Annotated in this window: 17 protein-coding genes, 3 tRNA genes and 1 pseudogene; 8 read left to right on the forward strand and 13 right to left on the reverse strand. The window is 71.0% G+C overall.

Annotated elements, in window-relative coordinates; genetic code table 11:
* The first annotated feature begins 36 nt into the window (after positions 1-36).
* Positions 37-972: a DMT family transporter gene (locus VF557_18510; protein HEX8082210.1), complete on the forward strand. Its 936-nt coding sequence runs from the start codon at positions 37-39 to the stop codon at positions 970-972.
* Positions 973-1199: 227 nt separating this feature from the next.
* Here the strand turns inward: VF557_18510 and VF557_18515 are convergent.
* From VF557_18515 to rpsA, 6 genes are all read right to left on the reverse strand, one after another.
* Positions 1200-1274 (reverse strand) — tRNA-Val (locus VF557_18515).
* A gap of 42 nt (positions 1275-1316) precedes the next feature.
* A tRNA-Cys gene (locus tag VF557_18520) sits at positions 1317-1387 on the reverse strand.
* Between the two features lie 44 nt (positions 1388-1431).
* Positions 1432-1504: transfer RNA gene (locus VF557_18525), tRNA-Gly, on the reverse strand.
* 110 nt (positions 1505-1614) lie between these two features.
* Positions 1615-2223 carry a dephospho-CoA kinase gene (gene coaE, locus VF557_18530; GenBank protein ID HEX8082211.1) on the reverse strand — a complete coding sequence of 203 codons (609 nt, stop codon included), beginning with the start codon at positions 2221-2223 and terminating at the stop codon, positions 1615-1617.
* 11 nt (positions 2224-2234) lie between these two features.
* Positions 2235-2912: a hypothetical protein gene (locus VF557_18535; protein HEX8082212.1), complete on the reverse strand. Its 678-nt coding sequence runs from the start codon at positions 2910-2912 to the stop codon at positions 2235-2237.
* A 203-nt stretch (positions 2913-3115) separates the two neighbouring features.
* Positions 3116-4573 (reverse strand): 30S ribosomal protein S1, encoded by a 1458-nt coding sequence (rpsA, locus tag VF557_18540; GenBank protein ID HEX8082213.1) that lies wholly within the window; start codon positions 4571-4573, stop codon positions 3116-3118.
* Between the two features lie 216 nt (positions 4574-4789).
* Here rpsA and VF557_18545 point away from each other — a divergent pair, with 216 nt between their 5' ends.
* Complete coding sequence (locus VF557_18545) at positions 4790-5617, forward strand: class I SAM-dependent methyltransferase (protein ID HEX8082214.1); 828 nt, start codon at positions 4790-4792, stop codon at positions 5615-5617.
* 63 nt (positions 5618-5680) lie between these two features.
* Here the strand turns inward: VF557_18545 and VF557_18550 are convergent, their stop codons facing one another.
* Positions 5681-6622 (reverse strand): DUF3068 domain-containing protein, encoded by a 942-nt coding sequence (locus VF557_18550; GenBank protein ID HEX8082215.1) that lies wholly within the window; start codon positions 6620-6622, stop codon positions 5681-5683.
* A 215-nt stretch (positions 6623-6837) separates the two neighbouring features.
* On the opposite strand from VF557_18550, the gene VF557_18555 reads away from it, so the two are divergent.
* Both VF557_18555 and VF557_18560 read left to right on the forward strand, forming a co-directional pair.
* Positions 6838-8715: a hypothetical protein gene (locus VF557_18555; protein ID HEX8082216.1), complete on the forward strand. Its 1878-nt coding sequence runs from the start codon at positions 6838-6840 to the stop codon at positions 8713-8715.
* Complete coding sequence (locus tag VF557_18560; protein HEX8082217.1) at positions 8712-9923, forward strand: acyltransferase; 1212 nt, start codon at positions 8712-8714, stop codon at positions 9921-9923. Before VF557_18555 ends, VF557_18560 begins: the two co-directional genes overlap by 4 nt.
* 926 nt (positions 9924-10849) lie before the next feature.
* Here the strand turns inward: VF557_18560 and VF557_18565 are convergent.
* The 3 genes and pseudogenes from VF557_18565 to VF557_18575 all read right to left on the reverse strand — a co-directional run bounded on the left by VF557_18565 (position 10850) and on the right by VF557_18575 (position 16209).
* Positions 10850-13966: pseudogene (locus VF557_18565) on the reverse strand (alpha-(1->3)-arabinofuranosyltransferase family protein).
* Positions 13963-14697 (reverse strand): class I SAM-dependent methyltransferase, encoded by a 735-nt coding sequence (locus VF557_18570; protein HEX8082218.1) that lies wholly within the window; start codon positions 14695-14697, stop codon positions 13963-13965. The pseudogene VF557_18565 and the gene VF557_18570 overlap by 4 nt, the downstream one beginning before the upstream one ends.
* A gap of 204 nt (positions 14698-14901) precedes the next feature.
* Entirely contained in the window at positions 14902-16209 is a 1308-nt protein-coding gene (locus VF557_18575) for a S8 family peptidase (protein HEX8082219.1), read from the reverse strand.
* A 105-nt stretch (positions 16210-16314) separates the two neighbouring features.
* Here VF557_18575 and VF557_18580 point away from each other — a divergent pair, with 105 nt between their 5' ends.
* A complete protein-coding gene (locus VF557_18580) occupies positions 16315-16494 on the forward strand; it encodes a hypothetical protein (protein ID HEX8082220.1) in 180 nt (59 codons plus the stop codon).
* Positions 16495-16586: 92 nt separating this feature from the next.
* Positions 16587-17858: a glycosyltransferase family 4 protein gene (locus VF557_18585; GenBank protein ID HEX8082221.1), complete on the forward strand. Its 1272-nt coding sequence runs from the start codon at positions 16587-16589 to the stop codon at positions 17856-17858.
* On the opposite strand, the gene VF557_18590 is transcribed toward VF557_18585, so the two are convergent.
* Complete coding sequence (locus VF557_18590) at positions 17839-19665, reverse strand: hypothetical protein (GenBank protein ID HEX8082222.1); 1827 nt, start codon at positions 19663-19665, stop codon at positions 17839-17841. The genes VF557_18585 and VF557_18590 overlap by 20 nt on opposite strands.
* A 210-nt stretch (positions 19666-19875) precedes the next feature.
* Between VF557_18590 and VF557_18595 the strand changes: the two genes are divergently transcribed.
* Positions 19876-21084 carry a hypothetical protein gene (locus VF557_18595; GenBank protein HEX8082223.1) on the forward strand — a complete coding sequence of 403 codons (1209 nt, stop codon included), beginning with the start codon at positions 19876-19878 and terminating at the stop codon, positions 21082-21084.
* Here the strand turns inward: VF557_18595 and VF557_18600 are convergent.
* Positions 21081-22535, reverse strand: a complete 1455-nt coding sequence (locus VF557_18600; protein ID HEX8082224.1) for a hypothetical protein — start codon at positions 22533-22535, stop codon at positions 21081-21083. The two genes, VF557_18595 and VF557_18600, sit on opposite strands and share 4 nt — an antisense overlap.
* A 124-nt stretch (positions 22536-22659) precedes the next feature.
* Between VF557_18600 and VF557_18605 the strand changes: the two genes are divergently transcribed.
* Positions 22660-23385 carry a class I SAM-dependent methyltransferase gene (locus VF557_18605; GenBank protein HEX8082225.1) on the forward strand — a complete coding sequence of 242 codons (726 nt, stop codon included), beginning with the start codon at positions 22660-22662 and terminating at the stop codon, positions 23383-23385.
* Positions 23386-23404: 19 nt separating this feature from the next.
* Here the strand turns inward: VF557_18605 and VF557_18610 are convergent.
* A partial coding sequence (locus VF557_18610) for a DNA polymerase (GenBank protein HEX8082226.1) occupies positions 23405-24830 on the reverse strand: 1426 nt, incomplete at its 5' end.

The raw sequence follows: 24830 nt of genomic DNA on the forward strand, positions 1-24830 counted from the left end.
CCGTTGCTGAGAACGACCCGTTGAAGGAGTATCTGAGTGAGTGGTGGATCGGCCCAGGCACGGGCTTGGGTGCGGGTGGGGGTACTGGCTCTGCTGTGGGGGTCGACTTACCTATGGATCGAGCTGGCTCTCACGGCGCTGTCTCCGGTGCAGGTGACCTTCAGTCGATGCGTGCTCGGATCGGCCTCGCTGCTCGTCCTGTGCTTCATGACCGGTGAACGGTTGCCCCGGAGCTTGGCCACCTGGGGCCACATTCTCGTGGCAGCCTTCTTCTGCAACGCGCTGCCATTCGCCATGTTCAGCATTGGCCAGCAGACCGTGAGCTCAGGGGTCGCTGGCGTGCTGAGCGCGACAACCCCGCTGTGGTCCTTGTTGGTCGGCATCCTGATCGGCACCGAACGCGGAATCCGCCCGAGCCGGCTATGCGGCCTCGTCCTCGGATTCAGCGGGACGGTAGTGATCTTCGCGCCCTGGCAGCAGACTGGCGGAGTCGGTTGGGGCGCGCTGGCGATCGTTGCGGCCGCTGCGAGTTATGCCGTCGCCTTCTCCTATATGGGCCACAATCTTGTGGGTCGCGGTATCCCGACGATCTCCTTATCGGCGGCGCAACTCTGCGCGGCGACTGGGCTCACGGCGCTGTGGCTGCCGGCCGGCGGCTTGGCGCCCGTTCACCTGGATGCGACAGCCTTGATCGCTGTTGTCGTGCTTGGGATCTTCGCCACGGGGATCACCTTCCACCTCACCTACCGCATCATCGCGGACGAAGGCGCGACCAACGCAGCGACGGTCAGTTACCTGCTGCCTGTGGTTGCAGTCGCGCTGGGAGGCGTCGTGCTCGGTGAGGACGTCGGCCTCCGGATGGTCGCGGGGATGGTCATCGTGCTGGTCGGTGTCGGTATGTCGCGCCGGCGCAGGCAGCGCCTGCCCACGGAAGCCGTGACCCCGGCCGCACTGGCCGCGCCCAGAGGCTGACAATCAACCGACACGTGTAAGCGAAGTCGGTGAGATCCAAGGTCTGCGCGCGGCGATCATGCTGGACATCTACGCCGGTCTCTTCGATGGCGATCTCCACGCCGTCGGCGGCAGCCTGGCGCGCTGCGGGGCGCAATTCTCTCGTGGGCCCAATGCCGCCCCGGTCCTACCACTCCCGAGCGAGTCTCTTGAAACGCCACAGGCCCCGGAGTCCGGGGCCTGTAACTTGGTGGGCGATACTGGGATTGAACCAGTGACCCCTACCGTGTCAAGGTAGTGCTCTCCCACTGAGCTAATCGCCCGTACTCCAACCACGCGCGGCGAACCGCGAGTAGTCGGCTACGAGGTGGAGACGGGATTTGAACCCGTGTACACGGCTTTGCAGGCCGTTGCCTCGCCTCTCGGCCACTCCACCAGGGACCGGCTGCCCGGCCTGGGGAACGCCTATGGCGTCCACCGAGCGGACGACGGGATTCGAACCCGCGACCCCAACCTTGGCAAGGTTGTGCGCTACCAGCTGCGCTACGTCCGCATGGTGTCGACCCGATGTTCGGCCCCGGTTCACCCAAGGCTGCCAGCACCGGCACCGTGCGAAACTTTAGCCGATGGCGGCGAGCCGCTCCAAACCGGGGCCGCGAGGCGTCAAGCCTGCCCGGACGTCCCGCCGACCAGGTTCGCCCAGGCCGCGTCGACCTGCGCCACCAGCTCGGCGACCGAGCCCGAGTTGTCCAGCACTATGTCGGCCACCTCCCGGCGCTGCTCATCCGTTGCCTGCGCCGCGATACGGGCCCGGGCGGTCTCGGCGTCCAGGCCACGGCCGGCCAGCCGGCTCAGCCGCAGCTCCAGGGGCGCCTCGACGACGATGACCTTGTCGAAGCCGGCCGCCAGCTTGTTCTCGACCAGCAGCGGGATGTCGTGCACCACCGCGGCGGCCCCGCCGGCGGCGGCAGCCGAGCTCAGCTCCGCACTGCGGGCCCGGATCAGCGGGTGCGTGATCGCGTTGAGGTCGGCCAGCGCCGCCGGGTCGCTGAACACCAGCCGGCCGAGCCGGGGGCGGTCCAGGCTGCCGTCCGGGGCCAGCACGCCCTCACCGAACCGCTCCACCACCCGCGCCAGGCCGGGACTGCCCATCGCGACCACCTCGCGGGCCAGCTGATCGGAGTCGATCACCACCGCGCCGAGCTGCGCCAGCCGGGCCGCGACGGTGCTCTTGCCGCTGCCGATCCCGCCGGTCAACCCGACCCTGAGCACCGCGGACCAGCTCAGCCGGTGCTGCTCGGCGAGGCGCTGCGCGCCGGGCCGACGCCGGTGTAGCCCGCGGTCGCGTCCAGCACCGCCTTGGCCAGCGAGGCCAGTTCGCCGGTCGAGCCGGGCGTCAGCAGTTTCGGCGTGACCGTGACCGCGACCGTCCTGGGCCCGTCGGCCACCACCAGCGTCGGCTGGCCGTAGCCGCTCAGCATGACGCCCTGCAGCGATCCGACCCGGGCCGGCCGGTCACCGGCCCCGTTGAACCGGTAGTGCTCGACGGTGGCCTGGATCCGCCGGGCGGCCTGGGCCGCCGAGCTGTACAGGCTGACGCCGATCTCGACCTGCGGCGCCGGCGTCGGCTTGCCCTTCACCGGGGCGCTCAGGCCGTAGCGGCAGTTGAGGTAGGTCAGCCGGCCGATGTCGGGCTCGGCCACCCCGAGGACGAAGGCGGTCCGCCCGATCACGGTTCGGCGCAGCGCGATGTTGACGGCGCCGACCGGCAGCAGGTCCTCGCACCGGCCGCCGAGCGAGGGCTCGCCCGTCGCGGTGGGCGCGGGCCTCGCCGGCTTCGACGAGGACGCGGGCTTGGAGGACGCGCTCGTCGACGCCGCCGCGCTGCTGGAAGCGTCGCCGCCGGGAGCCTCCGCCTGGGTGCAGCCGGCCAGCAGCAGCACGCCCGTCAGGACCGCCACCGCACCGCGAGCGCGGGTGCCGCGGGAAACGCGGCGGGCGCGGCGGGCACGGGAAACACCGGGTGCGGATCTGCTTGCCACACCTCTAACGGTAACCGCCGGAAACCACCAAGCCCGGGAGGCGAACCTCCCGGGCTTGGTGTGTGGTGCTGTCAGCGCCGGTCTCCGCCGATCTTCAGCGACGCCGGCCTGTCACAGTGGGCTCAGCGGCCGGCCAGCTTCTCGCGCAGCGCCGCCAGGGCCTCGTCCGAGGCCAGCGTGCCGCTGGTCTCCTCCGGAGCCTCGGAGGAGTACGAGGTGGCCTCGCCGGTCTCGGTCGCGGCGTCCGCGTCCGCCTTCTGAGCACCCTCGAGCTGCTTCTTGTGCGCCTCGAACCGCTCGCGGGCCGCGGCGTACCGCTTCTCCCACGCCTCGCGCTGGTCCTCGTAGCCCGGCAGCCACTCCTGGGTCTCGGAGTCGAAGCCCTCGGGGTAGATGTACTCGCCCTTCTCGTTGTACTGGGCTTCCATGCCGTACTGCGACGGGTCGAAGTTCTCCTCGGCCAGCGCGCCCTCGTTGGCCTGCTTGAGCGACAGCGAGATCCGCCGGCGCTCCAGGTCGATGTCGATGACCTTCACCAGCAGCTCGTCGCCGACGATGACGACCTGCTCGGGGATCTCGACGTGGCGCTCGGCCAGCTCGGAGATGTGCACCAGGCCTTCGATGCCGTCCTGCACCCGCACGAACGCGCCGAACGGAACCAGCTTGGTGACCTTGCCGGGCACGACCTGGCCGATGGCGTGGGTGCGCGCGAACTGCCGCCACGGGTCTTCCTGGGTCGCCTTGAGCGACAGCGAGACCCGCTCGCGGTCCAGGTCGATGTCGAGCACCTCGACGGTGACCTCCTGGCCCACCTCGACCACCTCGGACGGGTGGTCGATGTGCTTCCAGGACAGCTCGGAGACGTGCACCAGGCCGTCCACGCCGCCAAGGTCGACGAACGCGCCGAAGTTGACGATCGAGGACACCACGCCGGTGCGCACCTGGCCCTTGGCCAGCTTGTTCAGGAAGTCGCTGCGGACCTCGGACTGGGTCTGCTCCAGCCAGGCGCGGCGCGAGAGCACCACGTTGTTGCGGTTCTTGTCCAGCTCGATGATCTTGGCCTCGAGCACCTTGCCCACGTAGGGCTGCAGGTCGCGGACCCGGCGCATCTCCACCAGCGAGGCGGGCAGGAAGCCGCGCAGGCCGATGTCGATGATCAGACCACCCTTGACGACCTCGATGACGGTGCCCTCGACGACCTCGTCGTTGTCCTTCTTCTGCTCGATCGTGCCCCAGGCGCGCTCGTACTGCGCGCGCTTCTTGGACAGGATCAGCCGGCCTTCCTTGTCCTCTTTCTGCAGGACCAGGGCCTCGATCTCATCGCCCACGGAAACGACCTCGGACGGGTCGACATCGTGCTTGATGGACAGCTCACGGGACGGGATGACGCCTTCGGTCTTGTAGCCGATGTCGAGCAGGACCTCGTCACGGTCGACCTTGACGATGGTGCCTTCGACGATGTCTCCGTCGTTGAAGTACTTGATGGTGAGATCGATTGCCGCCATGAAGTCTTCGGCGGAGCCGATGTCGTTCACTGCAACCTGCGGGGTGGTGCGAGTCGGATCGATTGTGGACGTCATGTAGTGGGTTGGTCCTGACAGTTTCTAGAGCGGCTGCGGGACCAATCCGGTTCGTCCCAGATCTCTTGCCGGCGGCTTTCGCTGCCGGCAAGAAAGGGTGGACGAGTGGCCTACTCCATGTCGAGGCCACAGACCTGTTCCGCAGGCGCCAAGCCTACTCCAGAGCCCTGTCCGTGCGGAAATCGCTGACTATCATGCACGGTTTAGATTTCTGCCATGGGCACCGAGACACAGCTGGGCACGGTCGGCGTCGCCCGCCGGGCAGTCGAGGCCGACGAGTCGGCCCGGGCCAACCGGCGCTGGTGGGACGCCGACGCCGATGACTACCACGCCGAGCACGGCAGCTTCCTGGGCGCCGCGGACTTCGTCTGGGGCCCGGAGGGGCTGCGCGAGGAGCAGGCCCGGCTGCTCGGCCCGCCCGGCTCGCTGGCCGGGTACCGCGTTCTGGAGGTAGGCGCCGGTTCGGCGATGTGCTCGCGCTGGCTGGCCGGCCAGGGAGCGCGTCCGGTGGCCTTCGACGTCTCGGCCGGGATGCTGCGGCACGCGGTCAGGGCCGCCGCCGAGACCGGCACGGCGGTGCCGCTGGTGCAGGCCGACGCCCAGCGGATGCCGTTCCTGGCCGGCTCGTTCGACCTGGCGTTCAGCGCGTTCGGCGCGATCCCGTTCGTCGCCGACTCCGCTGCCGTGATGGCCGAGGTGGCCCGGGTGCTGCGCCCGGGCGGGCGGTGGGTGTTCGCTGTCAGCCACCCGATCCGGTGGGCCTTTCCGGACTCCCCCGGCCCCGACGGGCTGACCGCGACGATGTCCTACTTCGACCGCAGCCCGTACGTGGAGTTCGACGCGGCCGGCCGGGCGACCTACGTCGAGCAGCACCGGACGCTGGGTGACCGGGTCCGCGAGCTGGTCGGCGCCGGCTTCGCGCTGCTGGACCTGATCGAGCCGGAATGGCCTGAGGACCTGGAGCGTGAGTGGGGTCAGTGGTCGCCGCTGCGCGGGCGGTTGCTGCCCGGCACGGCGATCTTCGTGACCCAGCTGGCCGGCTGAGCCCAGCTCGCCGCCCGAATCCGGCAGCGGCTGAGCCCTGCCGACCCCTACAGCGGCTGAGCCTTACAGCCGCCCGGCCGGCTGCGGCTCGGTGTCGGCCCGGCTGGGCGGGCCAGGCTCCGAGGAGCGCCGGTGCAGCAGGAACGCCCCGGCGAAGGCCAGCAGCGCCACCAGCAGCAGCACCAGCGGCAGGATCACGCCGAGCAGCCGGAGGCTGTTCAACCCGTCCTTGGCCAGCTTGGACTGGTTGTCGATGGTGGCGTCGGTGAACACCAGGTCGGCCTCGAGCACCGTGGTCCCGGTGGTCGTGGTGCGCACCTGGTGCTGGGTGCCCTTGACGATGGCGCCGGTCCTGGGCTCGACCCAGAGCACCCGGGTGTCAGAGTAGATGCCGGGGATGCCGCCGCCGAGTTCGAGCGGGATGTCCTTGAGGACTGCCTCGTACTTGTAGGTGTCCAGCCCCTTGACCTTGTCGGTGCCGATGAAGCGCGCGTCCGCGGCCTGCTTGGAGTTGACGTCGAAGAGCTTGTACGTGGTCTTCTTGGCGTGGAAGGGGAACTTGTAGGTCAGGCCGACGTGCTTGACGGGCGCGCCGTCGATGTTCTCGCCGTACTTGGGGTCGTTGACCGCCATGCCGGTCTTGCGGTCGGCCGGCGCGCGGTCGACGATGACCCGGACGATCCGCTTGTCCGCCGGGTCGGTGCCGCAGTAGGGCGGGTCGTCGATCACCTTGATGATGCAGAGCGTCACCTGGTTCACCACGACCTTGGAGTCCGAGGCCGCGGAGTCGGCCACCACCTGGCGGGTGGCCATCAGCTCGACGTCCTCGAGCTTTCCGGTGCCGACGTTGTACACCTTGGCCGGGCCGGTCGCGGTCTGCTGCGGCACCTTGAGGTCCAGCGGAGCCTTCTCCACCTGCGAGGGGGCGTAGAAGCGCAACAATCCCGCGAGCACCAAGCTGAAGACGCCGAGCCCGATCAGTACGGCAGTGAGGATCTTGCGCACAGCTGTTTTCCCCCTACGGGTGTGCCGACGATTGGCCGACGCTACCAGCGAGTAGGGCGAGTCCGTAGCATCTGGGTGGAAACAATCGCGCAACGTCGGCGGTGCGCCTGCCGGGCCGCCCGGCATAGCATCCAGCCGGCATAGCATCCGGCCGGCATTACATTCAGCGGCGAGGCCATCCGGCGGCCTCGGCATCCGAAGCGGCAGAGGAGCGCATGAGCACGACGGCTCCACTCCCCACCGCTGAGAGCGACGCGCCGCAGCGCTCGATCGGGTATCCGACGGTCATCGGCCTGATCGTGCTCGTCCAGGCCGGCTGGTTCGGCTACTTGGCCAGCCGCGGCTGGTTCTACGGCGATGACCTGAGTTACCTGGGCGCCGCCACCGGTGAGAGCCTGAACTGGGCCTACCTGTCGGCTCCGGTGAACGACCACTTCGTCCCCGGCCTGCGGTTGCTGTTCTGGCTGATGAACCGCGCGACCGGGCTGAACTACGACATCACGATCATCGCCCGGATGGCTTTGCAAGCGGTGGCGACCGTCCTGCTCTACCGGCTACTGGTGCTGCTGGCCGGTCGCCGGCCGGGCGTGCTGCTGCTGACCGGCTGGTACGCCTTCGGCACCCTGCTGCTGCCCGGCTCGCTCTGGCTGACCACCGCGGTCGACCTGCTGTGCTCGCAACTGCTGGTGATCCTGGCCATCGACCTGCACATCCGTTACACCGTGACCGGACGGCTCCGGCTGGCAGTGGGGACCGCGGCCGCGCTGCTCGGCGCCCTGTCGTTCTGGGAACTCTCGGGGATCACCGCGCTGCTGCTGCCGATCCTGTCCCTGGGATTCCTGCACGAGGGCACCGCCGGGCAACGCCTGCGGGCCGGCCTGCGGCGCTGGCCGGGCTGGCTGGTGCTCGCTGCCGCCCTGGCCGGCTGGCTGGGGTACTTCGTGACCGGCCCGTACGGCGGCGCGGCTCACCGGCTCGACTTCGGCTCAGCCCTGCACGTGCTGCGGGTGGGCTGGCTGGACGCGCTCGGCCCGGCCCTGCTGGGCGGTCCCTGGCGGTGGTTCCACCGGGGCGAGGTGTACTTCCCGATCGCCGATCCACCGCTGGCCGCGGTGCTGCTCGGGCAGGCCTGCATCGTGGCCGCCGTGCTGGTGGCCTGGCGTCGATCCGGCGCCCGCAGCGTGCTGGCCTGGTCGCTGCCAGTCCTGACCTTTCTCATCAGCACCCTGGTGGTGGCCCTGGGCCGGTTCCAGGTGTTCGGCGACCTGAGCCCCCGCTCGTTCAACTACGCCTTTCCGGTCGCGGTTCCCCTGGCGGTGGCAGCGGCGGTGGCGTTGCTGCCCAGCACCGCGGCCCAGGTGGCGGCCCGGGCCGCCAGCAGCGGACTGCCCGACACCCCCGCCGTGCTGAGATGGCGGCCGCGGGTCGTCCCAGCGGCGCTTGCCACGCTGTTCCTGGTGTCCAGCGGGCTGTCCGCTGCCACCTTCACCGATCGCTGGGCGCAGAACCCGTCGGAGGCCTACGTCGACAGGCTGAGAAGTTCGGTGCGCGCCGCCGGACCTGGCGTGAACCTGTGGGACAGCAGGGTGCCGCCCGGGGTGCTGGCCTTCTTCTCCGAGCACAACCACGTCTCTGACGTGCTGAAGCTGGCCAAGCTACCCGCCCGGTTCCAGGACGCGCAGACCCCTCCGATGCTGGTGAAGCCGGACGGCAGCCTGGCGCCGGCCAGCCTGTTTCCGGTCGCCACCCAGATCGGACCGAACAAGGGCTCCTGCACCCGGCTGGTGCAAGGCCAGGGCAGTTGGACCATCCCGCTGTCCAAGAGGCTCGGCTCCAACGAGTACTTCGTCCAGCTCAGCTACCTGCAACAGAAGGCCTCGGTGCTCTACCTCGCGATCCGCGACCAGACCGGCAGGACGGTCGAGCCCGAAGGCGGCTCGCGCCGGGAACTGCCCTTCCAGTTGGCCTATCTCTACCTGCGGCTGCCGTTGACGACGGCGGAATCGCTGGTGGTGCGCAGCGAGGGCCTGGACACCAATGTCTGCATCGGCGCCATAGTGGTGGGCGTGCCGTACGCGTTGGCAGAAAAATGACCGCCCCGAACACCGCCGGCACGGACCTGTCCCGGCACTTCGACGCGCTGGACGGCATGCGGGCCATCGCCAGCTACGCGGTCATCTTCACCCATGTCGGTTTCCAGTCCGGCCGGTCCTTCGGAACCGGGCCGCAGGCGCCCTGGCTGTCCCGGCTGGACACCGCGGTGCCGATCTTTCTGATGCTGTCGGGGTTCCTGCTCTACCGGCCCTTCGTGGCGCGGGCTTTCCGCGGGTTGCCGGTGCCGCGGACCGCGGGGTTCTACTGGCGGCGGGCGCTGCGAGTGCTGCCGGCCTTCTGGGTCACAGCCGTCATCACGCTGGGCCTGCTCAGCACCCACCGCGCGAGCCTGGGCGACTGGCTCTCCTACCTCACCCTGACCCAGGTCTACAACGGTCACGACGTCGATCCGTCGCTGACCCACATCTGGACCCTGGCCGCCGAGGTGTCGCTGTACGCGGCGCTTCCGCTGCTGGCGCTGTCCCTGCGTGGCCGCCGAAGCCCCGAGCAGCTCCTGCGCAGCCAGTTCCTGCTGATCGGCGCGCTGCTGGTGGCCAGCGTGGCCTGGCAGCTGGGTGTGTACGAAGTCGAATTCCTGGGCTTCGTCGCGACCAAGTGGCTGCCCGGCACCGTCGACTGGTTCGCGCTCGGCATGCTGCTCGCCACGCTGTCGGTCACGCCGGCCGGCTGCACCGCCCTGCGCCGGACCCGGGAGGTGCTGAGCCAGTGGGCCGGATCTCCCGAGCTGTGCTGGCTGCTGGCCATCCTGCTGTACTGGTTCCTGACCCTTCCGCTGGCGGGCCCCCTGGACCTGAGGGTGCCCACCGCCGGTGAGCACCTGGCCAAGAACCTGCTGCAGGCCGCTGTGGTGTTCTTCCTGCTGCTGCCGCTGACCCTGGGGAGCGGCGGGGTGATCGGGCAGGTGCTGAGCAGCCGGGTGCCGCGGTTCCTCGGCCAGATCTCCTACGGCGTGTACCTGTGGCACCTACCGGTGCTGCTCTTCCTGCACCGGACGCTGGACATCCCGATCTGGCAGGGTCATTTCTGGAAGCTCCTGGTGCTCACCGTCGGTTTGACATCCGTACTGGCAACGCTGTCGTGGTACCTGCTGGAGCGGCCTTTGCTTCGCCGGTACTCCCGGCCGACCTGGCGCAACGTGGGTGAGCCGAGCACCGCCAAGCAGATGCCGATCACGCAGAGCACCTGAACCCCGGCCGAGCCGGCCAGCGGCTGCGGCCCCCCGCTCGGCCGGATCGCTTCGGCGCAGCCCGCCAGCAGGATCAGCACCGCCGGGGACCAGGCCGGCAGGCCACCTCGCCACCGCACGGCCAGCCATCCCAGGCCGATTGCTGCCGCGGCAACTGCCAATCCGACGAACCCGGCCAGCACGAACGATGCCGTTCCGCACAGCGCCGTGGCCCAACGGGGCGGCATCGACCGCTCGCCGACCGGGGGTGCGGCAGAGGGTCGCCGAGCGGTGCCCACCAGCACCAGCAGCCCCACCACCGCCAGTAACCCGAGCAGCAGGCCGGCCCGGAAACCGGTCTGCGGGGCATAGCGCAGCGACACCTCCCCGCTGGCGCCGGCCGGCAGCCGCCAGGCCTGCTGCCAGCCGTCCACCCGGACCGCCGCGAGCCGGCGGCCGTCCAGGCTGGCCTGCCAGCCGGCGTTGAAGTTCTCCCGGACCACCAGCAGCGCGGGGGCCGTGGTCTCGACCCGGACCGTCCGGCTGGTGGCCTGCCAGCTCAGCGGTGTGGCGGTCCCGGCCGGGGCGCTGCCGGCCAGCTCCAGCCCGGGCCGCCGCAGGGTCAGGGTGAGCGGGCTGGCCGACGGGCTCGCGGCCAACCGGAGCCGGTGGGCGCCTGCCGCCAGCGTCGTCGGCGCCTGATCACAGGTGCGTGCCCTCACCGGCTCACCCGCCAGCAGCTGCTCGCGGGTGGCCTCGGCCCGCATCGGCAGCGGGATGCCGTCGACCAGAACGGCCAGTCCGGACGAGCAGCTGAACTCGATCGGCCCGGCCGACCGCCGGTTGACCACCCCGTTGACGGCCACCTCGGTGATGCCCGCGGGCAGCAGCCGGGGCGCGCCGAAGCGGGTGCTGGTGGTGGCGCGAAGCTCGGCGCTCAGCACCGTGATCCTCAGGGTGCGGGTGAGTACCGGCGCCGGCAGCCTCAGCAGCCCCCCGGCAGGCACCTCGAAGGTCCAGCTACGCCCGCCCGCGGCCACCGCGACCTGCCGCGGCAGGGCCATCGGAGTGTCCCGGTCCAGGTGCAGCCGCAGGGTGGACACCGATTGCCGGCTTCCGAGGTCCAGGGTCAGCGACGGTGTCTGATCGCCGGGTGCGGCCACCCAACTGGTCGCCCGGTCCCCGTCCACCGCCGCGCCGGGACGCTCGCGGGGATCGGCGTCGTCGACCGAGGACGCCGTCGCGGTGATGGCGGCGCCGGCGTCCAGCAGCTCGTCCAGGGCCGCGCCGGGCCGAGGCGTGACGGTGGCCGTGATGCCGTAGCGCTGGCCGGCCGGCATCGTGAAGGTCCGGTCGATCATGCCGTCGCTCTCACCGCTGCTGGCGAACGTCGCATCGCAGGCGGCCCGTCCCGCCACGGTCAGGCAGGTGGATCGGCCGCCGAGCTCGGTGGCGAAACTCAGCGCGTCCGGAGCCACCCCGGTGGTCGGCACCACCAGCGTTCGGGTAGGGGTGAGTCCGGCGATCGTGAACGTCGAGATGCCGACCGAGGTGGTGCCGGGTGAGGCGTCCAGCACGGTGAGGCGCAGCTGCCGGGCCGGCCCGGGCGGCAGCGCCAGCTGCTGCGGAAAGGGTCCGGGCGAGACGTCGGAGTCCCGCGTTCCCGAGTCGGTGGTGATCCGGACCCGGTTCGGATATCCACCGAGGGCGTCGGCGAAGGCGACCTCGACCGTGGGTTGGAAGGTCGGCACCGCCAGGGTCACCGACAGCCACTCGCCCTTGACGCCGGCGAGCGTGCCGCTGCGCCAGGACGTCGCGGGATCACCGTCCACCGCCGACCACGGCCCGTAACCGGCGCCGCGATTGACCAGCGCGACGGCCTCCGCCCCGGACGAGGACGCCTGGACGTCGGTGACACCACCGCCGTAGGCGACCGTGGAGAGCACCCCCGGCGACGGTGGCAGGTAGTCCTGAGCCGCCCGGGGTTGTCGGTACGGCTGGTTGGCGGTCAGGGTCGCCGAGGTGCCGCCGGGCTGGCCGAACGTCGCCTCCCGGCGCCGGATGCCGTCGGTGACCACGGTGACGCCCTCGGCGGCCCGGGCGTCGGAACCGAACAGCACCGGGGTGTCGGGGTCGATCCCGGCAGTGACCAGCGCTCCGAGCGAGTCTGCCGATCCGGTGGCGAGCACCGTGCCCGAGGCGGGCAGCAGGCCCACCGCGCCGGACCATCCCGGCACTCCGAAGATCTCGATCGCCGGCCGGACGACGGTGGCGCCGACATCGACCAGCCGGTTCCGGTCCGGGGCGAACTCCTGGATGCTGCCGAACGAGGTCACCGCCGAGAAGCCTGGCGTGGCCCGCAGCGTCGCGTGCACGAAGGCCAGGTTGGTGGCTGCGGACGCCGCGGTGTTCAGGTCGTTGCGCACCACCAGGTAGCGGATGCCGGCGCGGGCCAGCAACGGCGCCAGCGCGTCATCGCGATGACCCGAGGCGATCCGCAACGTCAGATCGTCCAGCAGCCGGATGTAAGCCGCCGGGGTCAACGGGATCCCGTCCCGGACCGTCCACGGCGCGGCGGCCACCGGCTGTAGCGCATCGTCGACGGTGGCTCCCCAGACGTAGGTCGGCCGGGACGCGCCGGGGACCACCAGCGACCGGCCGGCGCCGGAATTGCTGCCCAGCCAGGCGCCGGCCTGGCGCCACCAGTCGGCTTCGGTCACCGACCGCGGTTGTGGGATGACGCTGGTGACCACCGCCGGAGCGGCCGCCAGCGTGCCGATGGTGACAGCCAGCGCGGCTGCTATCAGCCGCGGGCGCAGCTCCAGGGCCTTGCCGTACCAGCGCGGGTGCCAGCGCTCGGCCAGCCGCAGCCGGCTGAGCAGCCACCCGAGGCCGAGTGCCAGCGGCAGCCGGATGAGCGGGTCGAACTTGTGGACGTTGCGAAAGGCGTTGAGCGGCCCGTCCAGCTGGGTTCGCAACCAGCCCCCGGCCGGCGGCCCGACCGGCGCCAGGTACCCCATGGTGACCAGCGCCAGCCCCAGCAGCAGGCAGCTGATCGCGAACAGCCGGTTGGGCTTGTCGCGGTGGCTCAACCCGACCAGCCCCGCCGCCGCCACCGCGGTGGTGCCCAGGATCACCGCGGGAACCGCGACCAGGATCCAGCCGCCGGGCCAGATTCCGGGTCCGAGGTAGGCCTGCCAGTGATCGGCCCCGCGCAGCGACGCGATCAGGCTGGTGATCCCGGTGGTGACGCTGCTCGGTTCGATCCAGTCCAGGAACGGTGGGCTGTACCGGCCGAGCAGCAGCAGCGGCAGCATCCACCAGGCGCTGGCCAGCAGCACCGCCAGGCTGAACCACAGCATCAGCTCCCGGCGCCGGCGGCCAGGCTGGCGGGTGAGCAGCCACAGCGCGGGCGCCGGCAGCACCGCCAGGGTCGCCGCGGCGTTGACGCCGCCGGCGAAGAGCAGGGCCAGCCCGGCAAGCGCGCCGGCGCGGCGGGTGGAACCGCGCTCGGCGCCGATCACCAGCGGAATCATGATCCACGGCAGCGCCGCCATCGGCATCAGCTCGGAGGAGATCGAGCCCAGCTCGCTGAGCATCCTCGGCGCCAGGGCATAGCTCAGGCCGGCGGCGACCTTCGGCCAGAACCCGGTGGCGCCCAGCAGCCTGGCCAGCCGCACCATGCCCAGGAAGGCCGCGACCACCAGCGCGGACTCCCACCCGCGCTGCACCACCCAGGCCGGCAGGCCCGCGAGCTTGCCGAGCACGAAGAACGGCCCCATCGGAAACAAGTAGCCGTAGGCCTGGTTCTGCAGTTGCCCGGCGGCTCCCAGCGGATCCCAGAGCGTCATGGACCGCCGCAGGAACCGCACCGGATCGACCACCAGATCCAGCTTGGTGTCCGGAGCCGTCCGGCCGGCGCTCTGCGAGAACACCAGCAAGGTCAGCCCGAAGCTGAGGATGATCAGGCGCAGTCGCTGCACCGCCAGCGGTGGCAGTGCTTTACGGTCGGGCTCGGCTGGGGCCGCGTCTCCCATCCGGGCCTGCGTCGCGGTCGTCGTCATCGCTTACGCAGCACCATCGCGAGATTCCAGAGCGCCACCTCTCGAAGGACCGGAACCCGGACCAGCCAACATGCCCACCACGGATGGTAACGAGGAAAGGCGGCCACCAGTTCGGCGTCCGGGTGGTTGCGGGCCCAGGCGAGTGCCTGGCTGACCCGATAGTCGAACAGCGACTGCCCGAACACGTTCTTCGGTTGACGGCCGGTCTTGCGGACGTAACGCCGCCGGGCATAGCCGCCGCCCAGGAAGTGCCAGGGCGCCGTCTCGTGCCCGCCCCAGGGTGAGAACCAGGGCGTGAAGGAGAGGAACACCGTGCCGCCCGGCTTGGTGACCCGCAGCAGCTCATCAGCCATCACCCACGGGTTACGGAGGTGCTCCACCACGTTGGAGCTGTAGGCCACGTCAACGGCCTGCGAGCGGATCGGCAACGCCTCGCCGGAGGCGCACAGCCCGACGATCTCAGCCGGCAGGTCGGTGCTCACGTCGAGCTCGACCCCGATATAGCTGGCCCCGGCCTGCTGGAAGGCCCGCCCGAAATAACCGGGTCCACCGCCCACATCGAGAACCTGCGCCCCGGGCAGCGCGACCCATTCAGCCAGCTGCTCGACCGCGTCGGCAGCCAGGGCCGAGTAGAAGTCCGCCGGCCGGGTCTGTTCGACCAGGAACAGCCGGAACAGCCGGATCGAGCGGCGCAGGGTCGCCCGGCGACCGCTGCGAGGGTGTGCGCGCACCGGCGAACCGTACCCGCCGCATCAGGGCCGCACGAAACCCGAGGCGACAGCTGGGCAGGAATCAGGACTCCGACCGCCACCCACCCCGACCGGCTCCTCGATCCGGGCACGGGCAGCACCGAGCCCGCGCCGCGATGGAGCTTCGGCGCGGGCTCGGTGCCCTTCGGTATGGAGTTGGACTGTCGGACTACGAGCTGGCCGGACCTACCGGGACAGGGCCGCGAAGGCGTCCAGCCGGCCACCGGTGGTGGTCACGCCAGCCATCGATGCGGTCGGAACGGCGCTGCTGAGCAGGGCGTTCTTGATCGCGGCGGCCGTTGCCCCGGGGTGGGTCGAGGCGTAGAGCGCGGCCGCTCCGGTGACGTGCGGGGTGGCCATCGAGGTTCCGCTGAGGGAGCCGTAGGTGTTGTAGGCGGTGGTGGACCAGACCGCCGAGCCCGGCGCGCCGATGTCGACACTGGTCGGGCCGTAGTTGGAGTAGCTGGCCCGGGTGCCGGTCTTGGTGATGGCGGCTACCGAGACCACGTTGGCGTGCGGGTAGGAGGACGGGTAGCTCGGGGTGGTGTCGTTGTTGTCCCCGACCTGGTCGGTGCCGCCGTTACCGGCCGCGGCGATGAACAGGATGTTGGCGTTGTTGGCCCGCCCGATCGCGTCACCGAGCGCCTGGGAGTAGCCGCCGCCGCCCCACGAGTTGTTGGTCGCCACGATGTTGACCCCGCGGGCCTTCAGGCCGGTGAAGTAGTCGATCGCCTTGATCGCGTTGGCGGTGTTGCCACCGGCCGCGCCCAGGAACTTGCCGCTGATCATCTTGACGTTCCAGTTCACGCCGACCACGCCGGCGCCGTTGTTGGCCTTGGCGCCGATGGTGCCCGAGACGTGGGTGCCGTGGTCGTCCGCGACGCCCAGCGTGGTGCCGTCATAGACGGAGTTGTTGTTGCCGTCGAAGTCCCAGCCGTAGACGTCGTCGACGTAGCCGTTGCCGTCGTCATCGGCGCCGTTGGCGGTCTCGAGCGGGTTGCCCACCTGACCGGCGAGGTCGGGGTGGTTGTACTGGATGCCCTCATCGATGACGCCGATGTACACACTCGCTGAACCAGTGGTGCCCGCTGCCCAGGCCGCGGCGGCATTACTGCCGTAGGCATTGGCCGGAGTCGTGCTCGGGCCGTACATGCCCCACAGGCTGCCATCGGTGTAATAGGGATCGGTGCTGGTGGCTGCGTGGGTGTAAATCCAGTTCGGCTCGGCGTAGGCCACTGCGGGGTCGGCCTTCAGCGCCTGAATGGCGCGGGACCGGTCAGCACCCGAGGGCAACCGCAGCAATTCCACCTCGGCGCGAGAACCGGCGCCGGGCACCACGCGCTCGGCCAGCCGGGCGGCGGCGCGGTCACGGGCCCGAGCCCGATCGGTGGCGGCAGCACCGCTGACATAGCCGACCAGCACCTCGTTGGCGACTGCGGACGGGGCGGCCGGGGCGGCGGCCTGAGTGGTGGGCGCGGCCGACGCGGAAGACATGGCCACGGCGGGAATACTCAAAGCAACAGCACACACGGCCACGGTTGCGGCACGGAATAATGGCGGACGCATCAGATCTCCTTTGTATAACAACACAAGCAGTCCTTGGCTTTTCAGGTATTCCTTGAGTTTAACCTTTTGCAAGAGAATTCGCACCCCTCAATTGAAATTGGCCCTATTCCCTTGACCTATCCCACACATAAGCAAATTCGTCGTTATAAAACCTTTATTGGCGCAGGAATTGCTCCGGCCCCGCTGCGCGACGCCTCGGCCGACGGCTCGTGACCCCGTGCGCGCACCAGGGAAGTCGTGACCGGCAGTGAGTTGGGCTACCCTCCAGTAACTGTTTGAGCGGTCGGGGAGCAATGGATCAGACGATGACGCCGCGGCGCATCACCTTTCTGGTGTGGCGCGACACGGCCCATCCCGACGGCGGTGGCTCAGAGGTCTACGTCGAGCACATGGCCCGCTGGCTGGCCGGCCGGGGGCACGACGTCACCATCTTCTGCGCGGCACACCCCAATGCCCCCCGCGACGAGGTCCGCGACGGCGTCCGGTTCCACCGCCGGGGCGGTTGGCTCAGCGTCTACCCGCGCGGGCTGGCCTACCTGCTGAGCCCGGCCGGCCGGCGCGCCGACATCGTGGTCGACGTCCACAACGGCATCCCGTTCGCCGCCCCGCTGGTTCGCCGCCGGCGCCTGCACGTGCTGGTGCACCACGTGCACCGCGAGCAGTGGCAGATCATCTATCCGGGCCTGCGCGGCCGGATCGGCTGGTGGGTGGAGTCCTGGCTCGCCCCCCGGCTGTACCGGCGGCACCCCTACGTCACCGTGTCGCAGTCCAGCAAGCAGGACCTGGTCGGGCTCGGCGTCGCCGCTCACCGGATCTCGGTGGTCTGCAACGGGATCGACGTTCCGCACCCGTCCCGGCTGCGACCGCGCTCGGCGAGCCCACGGATCTGCGTGCTCGGCCGCCTGGTGCCGCACAAGCAGTTCGAGCACGCGCTACGGCTGATGGCCCGGTTGCGGATGAGCATGCCGGAGTTGCGGCTGGACGTGATCGGCTCGGGCTGGTGGTCGGCCGAACTGGCCGCCGCGGCCGAGGAACTGGGCGTCAGCGACCTGGTGACGTTCCACGGCCACGTCAGCGACATCGAGCGCGATGCGCTGCTCGACGCCAGCTGGCTGATGCTGGTGCCCTCGATCAAGGAGGGCTGGGGCATCGCCATCATGGAGGCTGCCGCCCGGTCGGTGCCCGCCCTGGCTTACTCCTTCGCCGGCGGGGTGACCGAGTCGATCGTCGACGGTGAGACCGGCGTCCTGGTGGCCGACCTCGACGAGCTCGTCAGCCAGTGCCAGGCGCTGTTGACCGACAGCGAGGCACGGCTGGCGATGGGAAAGAAAGCCCGGAACCGGGCTGAGAGCTTCGGCTGGCAGCGCTCAGCGGAAGCCTTCGAGCACCTGCTGATGGAGCAGCGGGATCAGCGGTTGCCGTACGGGATGACCGCGACCGTGTCGACGGGATTCTCCTTCGGGGCTGCGGTCGTGGACGACACCACGCCCCAGACGGCCCCTCCAGCGAGCACCACGCCGATGACGCCGCCGACGACACCTGAGATGAGCTTGCCCACTAAGAATCCTCCGAGCTAGATGTTACCGGCGAGTGTAACAACCTCCGTGCCGCGAATCCGACCCTGACACCGATAGCCGTCAGAACGGCCGCGGCGCACAGCAGATCCAGCAGCAGCACCAGCCGACGCCGGGCCGGCTCGGCCGGGGCCGCCGTCACCTGACCGGGCACCCGGTACAGCTCGACCGCGCCGCCGGTGAGCACCGGCTGCAGCCGGCTCAGGTCCGGAACCGGCGGACCGGGCGTGTCGGTCTCCCGGACGACCCAGCCGATCCCCTGCCCGGCCAGCGCGCTCGCCAGCGCGGCCGGAGCGGGCCGGGACTCCAGCAGCGCGGCCACCCGCGCGGCAGCCGGGTCCTCACCGCCCAGCACCCTGCCCGACACCGCCAGCCGGTCATCGACCACCGTCTCGGCAGGCAGCCAGCGGGGCGCCGGATCCAGCACCGTCCGTCCCGGCGCCCAGTCGAAGCTGCGGTACGAGCCGAAGGGCAACACCAGCACCGCCGCCGACGTCCCCCGCAGCTGGTCGGCGACCTGCTGCCACCCGGCCGGGTAGCGCACCGGAGTCAGCGGCGTCTTCAGGGTGGCCGGGGCATCAGGCAGCAACACCAGCGGCAGCGCCAACGCGGCCAGGACCGCCGGCCAGCCCGGCAGCTGACTGGCCAGCCGGTCCCGCAGCCCGTCGGTGAGCCGCTGCGCCGCGGCCCCGACGCTCAGCACCGCCAGCAGCACGAACGGCATCAGCCACTTCTGCCCGTCGCGCAGCAGCCCGGCGCCGGGCAGCTCCCGCACCGCCCACCGCAGCACGGCGGCCAGGCCCGGCACCGTGCCCGCGACCGCCAGCACCAGGCCGGCCAGGCCCAGCAGCACCAGCCGCCGCCACAACCGCTCAGCCAGGCCGGCCCGCAACGCGGGCAGGCCGAACAGCAACGCGGCCAGCACCACCACGGTGCTGAGATAGCCGAGCAGGCCCGCACGGCTGGCCGGGGTGACGTCGGCACTCCAGATGCCGCCCAGCCCCAACAGGCTCGCCCAGGCGCCGCCCAGACGTTCCGAGCGAGCCGCGAAGGCCGCCACCCCTCCCGGGTCGCTGGTGACGCCGGCCGCCGAGGTGAGCGCCGGCGCCAACCAGGGCAGCTGCACCAGCACCGCGACCGCCAGCACCGGCGCCAGCCGCTTCCACTGCCGGGAGGCCGCCACCACCACCGCCACCCCGGCTCCGATCAGGGCGCCGGTGGGGGTGATCGCGCAACAGGCCAGCCAGCACAGCAGAACAGCGGTCGGGTGCAGCCAACCAGTGCCGCGACTGCCCGGTCCCGGCGGCTCGGCGGATGGCGCCTGGCCTGGCGGTGGCTCGGCGCTGAACCGGCTGGCCGCCCGGATCACCCAGGGCAGCGCCCCGTAGGCCCACAGCAGCGCCCACTGCCCCAGCGCCAGCCGCTCGATGACGAACGGGTTCCAGACCGCGAAGCCGGCCACCGCGAGCGAGCCGGCCAGCGAACCGGCCGGCGACCCGGGCCGTGAGCCGGCCCGCAGCAGCCGGGTGCAGCCCCAGCCGGCCATCAGCAACGGCGCGAGCAGCGCGATCCGGCCCAGCACCGCGCCGTCGAGAACCCGGCTGGCCAGGGCCACCACGGCGTCCAGCGGCACCGCCCGCGGCGCCACCGACCCTAGGCCCAGGGACTGGTCGGTGAGCGGCTGGCGCGGGGTGAACACCATGTCGTGGCCCAAGCCGTAACCGGCCAGCCGCTGCGGCCACAGCAGCAGGACGCTCAACCCGAGCACCCAGCAGTCGGCCAGCAACACCGATCGGGTCCGGGGACGCACGCACCGCTCCTCTCGCCGTCCGGGTCGTTAGGCTCATTCCCAGCTGACGCCCTGCGTGCGGGCCGACTCCAGACTGTATCCGTTACCTCAGAGAGGCTGGGCGACTTGGTCAAGGGGGCACTGCCATTCCGGTCACGGCCGGGTCAGGCACCGCCCACCGGCGCTGATCCACTCCCAGCCGCCGTCCCGCCGTCGCAGCCGGGGGCAGCCGTGCCAGCGCCGATGGGCCGCGGCCTGCTCTGGGTGACGGTGGCCGGCTGGCTGGGCAACGTGCTCAGCTACCTGCTGCTGCTGGCCGCCGCCCGCCGGCTGGGCACCGCGGACTACGCCGAGCTGGTCACCCTGCTCAACGTGCTGCTGATCGGCTCGGTGCCCGCGTTCGCGCTGCAGGCGGTCGCCGCCCGGCGGGTGGCCACCGGCTCGGCGGATGGGCTGCTCGAAGCGGGTGCGGTGATCGGGCTGGCGGCGGCGTTGCTGATCGCGGCGCTGTCACCGGCGCTGGTGGCCTTTCTGCACCTGCCCGGGCTGACCGGCCCGCTGCTGGTGGCGCTGTCGATGCCAGGGACCGCCCTGCAGGGGCTGTGCCAGGGCGTCTGGCAGGGCGAGCGGCGGCTGATCGGGCTGGCGGTGGCGACCTTCGCCGGCACCGCCGGCCGCTCCGGCGCCGGCCTGCTCGGGCTGTTCGTGGGCGGCACCAGCACCACCGCGCTCGCCTGCCTGGCGGTCGGGCTGAGCGTGCCGGCCGCCGGCTGCGTCCTGGCGCTGCCCGAGCTGCGCCGCCGCAGCCGGCGGGCGCTGCTGTCACTGGTGACCGAGGCCGGGCACGCCTCGCACGCCTACGGGGTGTTCCTGCTGCTCAGCGTCAGCGACGTGCTGCTGGCCCGGCACGTGCTCAGCACCTCGGCCGCCGCGGTCTACGCGGCCGGCTCGGTGCTGACCAAGGCCAGCCTGTGGCTGCCGCAGTCGGTGGCCAGCGTGCTGTTCGCCACCCTGACCGACGAGGACCGCCACCACCGGGTCTTCGCCCGGGCAGTCGCCGGGATCGCCGGCCTGGGGCTGGCGATCGTGGCCGGCAGCTGGCTGCTCAGCGCCCTGGTGACCGCCGTGGTCGGCGGCGGCCGCTATCCCCAGCTACGCGAGGACGCCTGGCTGTTCGCGATGCTCGGCGGCTGCCTGGCCGTCCTGCAGTTCACCCTGGTCGCCGGGCTGGCGGTCCGCAACATGGCGGTCACGGCGCTGATCTGGGCCACCGTGGTCGGTGAGGCGGTGCTGGTCCTGAGCCTGGGCCCCGAACCGTCGGTGCGGCTGGTGATCGGGCTGATGGCCGGGCTCAACCTGCTGACCGCGGCTGCCGCGGTGCTGTTGCGGCTGGCGCCCGGCTACCGGGCCCGAGGGGCCGGCAGCCGGGCGACCGGCTAGCTGGACTGCTCGCCCGGCCAGGGACCAGGCTGGTAGACCGGGTCGATGCCCTCACCGATCAGGACGGCCGAGCCGGCCGGGCTCGGGTAGATGGAGCGCCGCACCCAGCCGTCCAGGACGTTGACCAGGCCCAGCCGCTGACCGTCTGAGAACCTGCAGTGCCCCGCCCCGTAGGGCGCCTTCTCGGTCTCGGAGTAGGTCTTGGGCGGCGCGATGTAGAACTGCACCAGCTTGTCCCCGCGCTGCTCGGCGCGGGCCCGGGCCGCGAAGACCGTCTCGTTCTGCACCAGCACCAGCGGGTCCTGCTGGGTGTGCATGGTGACCGTCGGCACCGTGAGCTTGCCGGTGGGGTCGCCGAGCTCGTCGAAGGCCGACCGGGCGGTGGGGTCGGCGGTGATCCGCGGCGCGGCTTCCAGCTGCTGCTGCAGGGTGTCGACCTTGCCGCCGACCGTGCCGATCAGGCTGGCTTCGGCGTCGTCGATCCGGCCCGGGTAGTCGGCTTCGGTGTTGTTCGAGGGGTTGCCGCCGACCCGCTGCTCCAGCTCGTAGCGGCCGCTGGTGCCGAAGGCCAGCGCGGTGAGCAGCGCCTCGACCCGGGCCTTGACCTGCGAGGGCAGGTCGTGACCGTCGTAGGTGGTGGTCGCCGTGGGGGCGTCCACCAGCGAGGCGATGAACATCACCTTGGCGGTGCCGCCGCCGGCCACGTCCGCGGCCGCCTTCTGCACGGCCTCCGAGGCGTGCTGCCAGTTGGCGCTGGCGTCCTGCTGGTCGGTGTAGCCGGTCAGCTTCAGCTGCGGGTCGATCAGCGCCTTGACCGCGAAGGCGACGTCCAGCGCGGCGTCGAAGTTGTAGTTCGGCCCGGCCAGCACGCCGCACATCGGCGCGGCCCCGTCCACCCACTCCGGGTGCTTCTCGGCGAGCAGCTGGGTGACCAGCCCGCCGAGCGAGTCGCCCCAGAGGTAGGTCCGCTTCGGAGTGCCGACCAGCTTCACGAACTGGGCGCGCAGGTCCTCACCGGCCTTGACGCCGTCGGCGGCGGCCCAGCCGTTGGACTTGTAGGACGAGCCGGCCAGGGCGTAGCCGGCCTCGAGCAGGCTCTCGCTCAACGGGTCGGAGCCGGTGCCGTCGGTGTCGGTCGAGCTCACCTGGGCGTCGGTGTCGACCGGGTCGAAGCTGGGCGGGGCGGGCGCGGCGAACCGGTAGCCGTGGGAGTACAGCAGCAAGGTGCCGTTCCATCGCACCGGCAGCTTGATGGAGTACCTCGCGCCGTCCAGCTCGCCGGTGCACTGCGAGGCGCAATCGGTCATCTTGACGTTGGTGTCGCTCGAACGCACGTCCTGCTGGCGGTCCGACAGTGGGGTCGAGTCCTGGCCGCAGGCCGACAACAGTAGCGCGAGGGCGGCGCCGGTTGCTGCGACCGCGCCGCCTCGGGTGAAGTGGGGTACGGGCATGCCGCACATCCAACACCACCACCCGGCTTATCGACCCCGTGCGGTGCCGGCGCGTGGCTACATCGTGATCTGGCGTCGTGATCCGGCGTCGCGATCCGGGCCGGCGCGGGCGTACTGTCCAGCGGTGCCCGCAGAACAGCAGTCCCCCACGCCGACGCCCGACTTCGAGACGGTGTTCGGCCAGGTCCGTGAGATCGGCGGCTGGCTGACCCAGGCCCAGGCCCGCGCGTTGTGGGACGAGGCCCGGCCAGTGCCCGCCGGTGACCTGATCGTGGAGATCGGCAGCCATCAGGGCCGGTCCACGGTCGTGCTTGCCGCGGCGGCGCCCCAGGCCAAGGTGATCGCGATCGATCCCTTCGTCGACGGCGCGATGTTCGGCGGCCTGGCTACCCGGGACCGGTTCCAGGCGAACCTGGAACGGACCGGCCTGGCCGGGCGGGTCGAGTTGCGCCAGGCCAAGAGCACCCAGCTGCGGCGGTCCTGGACCGAGCCGATCGGCTTTCTCTACATCGACGGCAAGCACGACTACTGGACGCTGTCGGATGACCTGCGCTGGAGTGAGTTCCTGCCCGACGGCGCCCGGGTCTGCATTCATGACGCCTACTCCTCGATCGGCGTCACGCTCGGGCTGCTGCGGCATGTGCTGCCCAGCCGGCGGCTGCGCTACCTGGACCGGACCGGCTCGCTGGCGCGGTTCGAGGTCGCGCCGGTGTCGGCGGCTGACCGGCTGCGCATCCTGGCGGAACTGCCGTGGTGGCTGCGCAATGTGGGTGTCAAGGTGCTGCTTCGGCTGCGGCTGTACCCGCTGGCCCGGCTGGTCGGGCACCACGACCGGGCCGACCCGTACTGAGCCGCCGAAGCGTGTCAGCTCAGTGCGCGGCGGCGTCCCAGTTCGGACCGACGCCGACGCTGACGTCGAGCTCCACCGTGAGCTGGACCGCGGCCGCCATCTCGCCCCGCACCAGCTCCTCGACCTGCTCGCGCTCGCCGGCGCCGATCTCGAGGACCAGTTCGTCGTGCACCTGCAGCAGCAGCCGTGAGGCCAGCCCGGCCGCGCGCAGCGAGCGCTGCACCCCCAGCATCGCCACCTTGATGATGTCGGCGGCGCTGCCCTGGATCGGGGCGTTGAGCGCCATCCGCTCGGCCATCTCGCGGCGCTGCCGGTTGTCGGAGTTCAGGTCGGGAAGGTAGCGCCGGCGACCCATGATGGTCTCGGTGTAACCGGTCCGGCGAGCCTCCTCGACCACCGAGTACAGGTAGTCCCGGACGCCGCCGAACCGCGCGAAGTAGGCCTCCATCTGCCCCTTGGCCTCGTCCGGGGTGATCTTGAGCTGTTGTGCCAGTCCGTAGGCCGACAGGCCGTAGGCCAGGCCGTAGCTCATCGCCTTCACCCGGCGGCGCAGGTCGGCGTCGACCGCCTCGGCCGGCACGTCGAAGGCCCGGGCGGCCACGAAGGTGTGCAGGTCCTCACCGGAGGTGAAGGCCTCGATCAGCCCGGCGTCCTCGGACAGGTGGGCCATGATGCGCATTTCGATCTGGCTGTAGTCAGCCGTCATCAGCGACTCGAACGCCCCTTCGGGACGGCTGGCGACGATGAACGCCTGCCTGATCCGGCGGCCCTCGGCGGTGCGCACCGGGATGTTCTGCAGGTTCGGGTCGACGCTGGACAGCCGCCCGGTCGCGGCGATCGTCTGATTGAAGGTGGTGTGCACCCGGCCCAGCTCGTCCACCATCGGCAGCAGCGAGTCGATCACCGACTTCAGCCGGGTGACCTCGCGGTGCCGCAGCAGGTAGGGCAACAGCGGGTGGTCACTGGCCTCGGCCAACCAGGCCAGCGCGTCGGCGTCGGTGGTGTAGCCGGTCTTGGTGCGCTTGGTCTTCGGCATCCCGAGCTCGTCGAACAGCACCGTCTGGAGCTGTTTGGGTGAGCCGAGGTTGATCTCCGCGCCGATGACCGCGTAGGCCTCCTCCGCGGCGCTCCGGACGCCGTCGGCGAACTGCGCCTCGAGCGCCTCCAGCCGCGCGACGTCCACCGCGATGCCGGTCTGCTCCACCTCGGCCAGCACCCGCACCAACGGGAGCTCCACGTCCGTGAGCAGCGCGGTGCCGCCCCGGTCGGCGAGCTCCTCGTCGAGAGCAGCGGCCAGGTCGAGCACGGCACGGGCCTGCAGCATCGTCGTCTCACCGGGCGTCGGGTCGCCCACCGCCTCCAGGGTGAGCTGCCCCTCGTCCTCGGGGACGTCGGCACGCAGCTCGCGCTTGAGGTAGCGGAGCGTGAGGTCGGCGAGGTCGTAG

Source organism: Jatrophihabitans sp., assembly GCA_036389035.1.
GTDB lineage: Bacteria > Actinomycetota > Actinomycetes > Mycobacteriales > Jatrophihabitantaceae > Jatrophihabitans_A.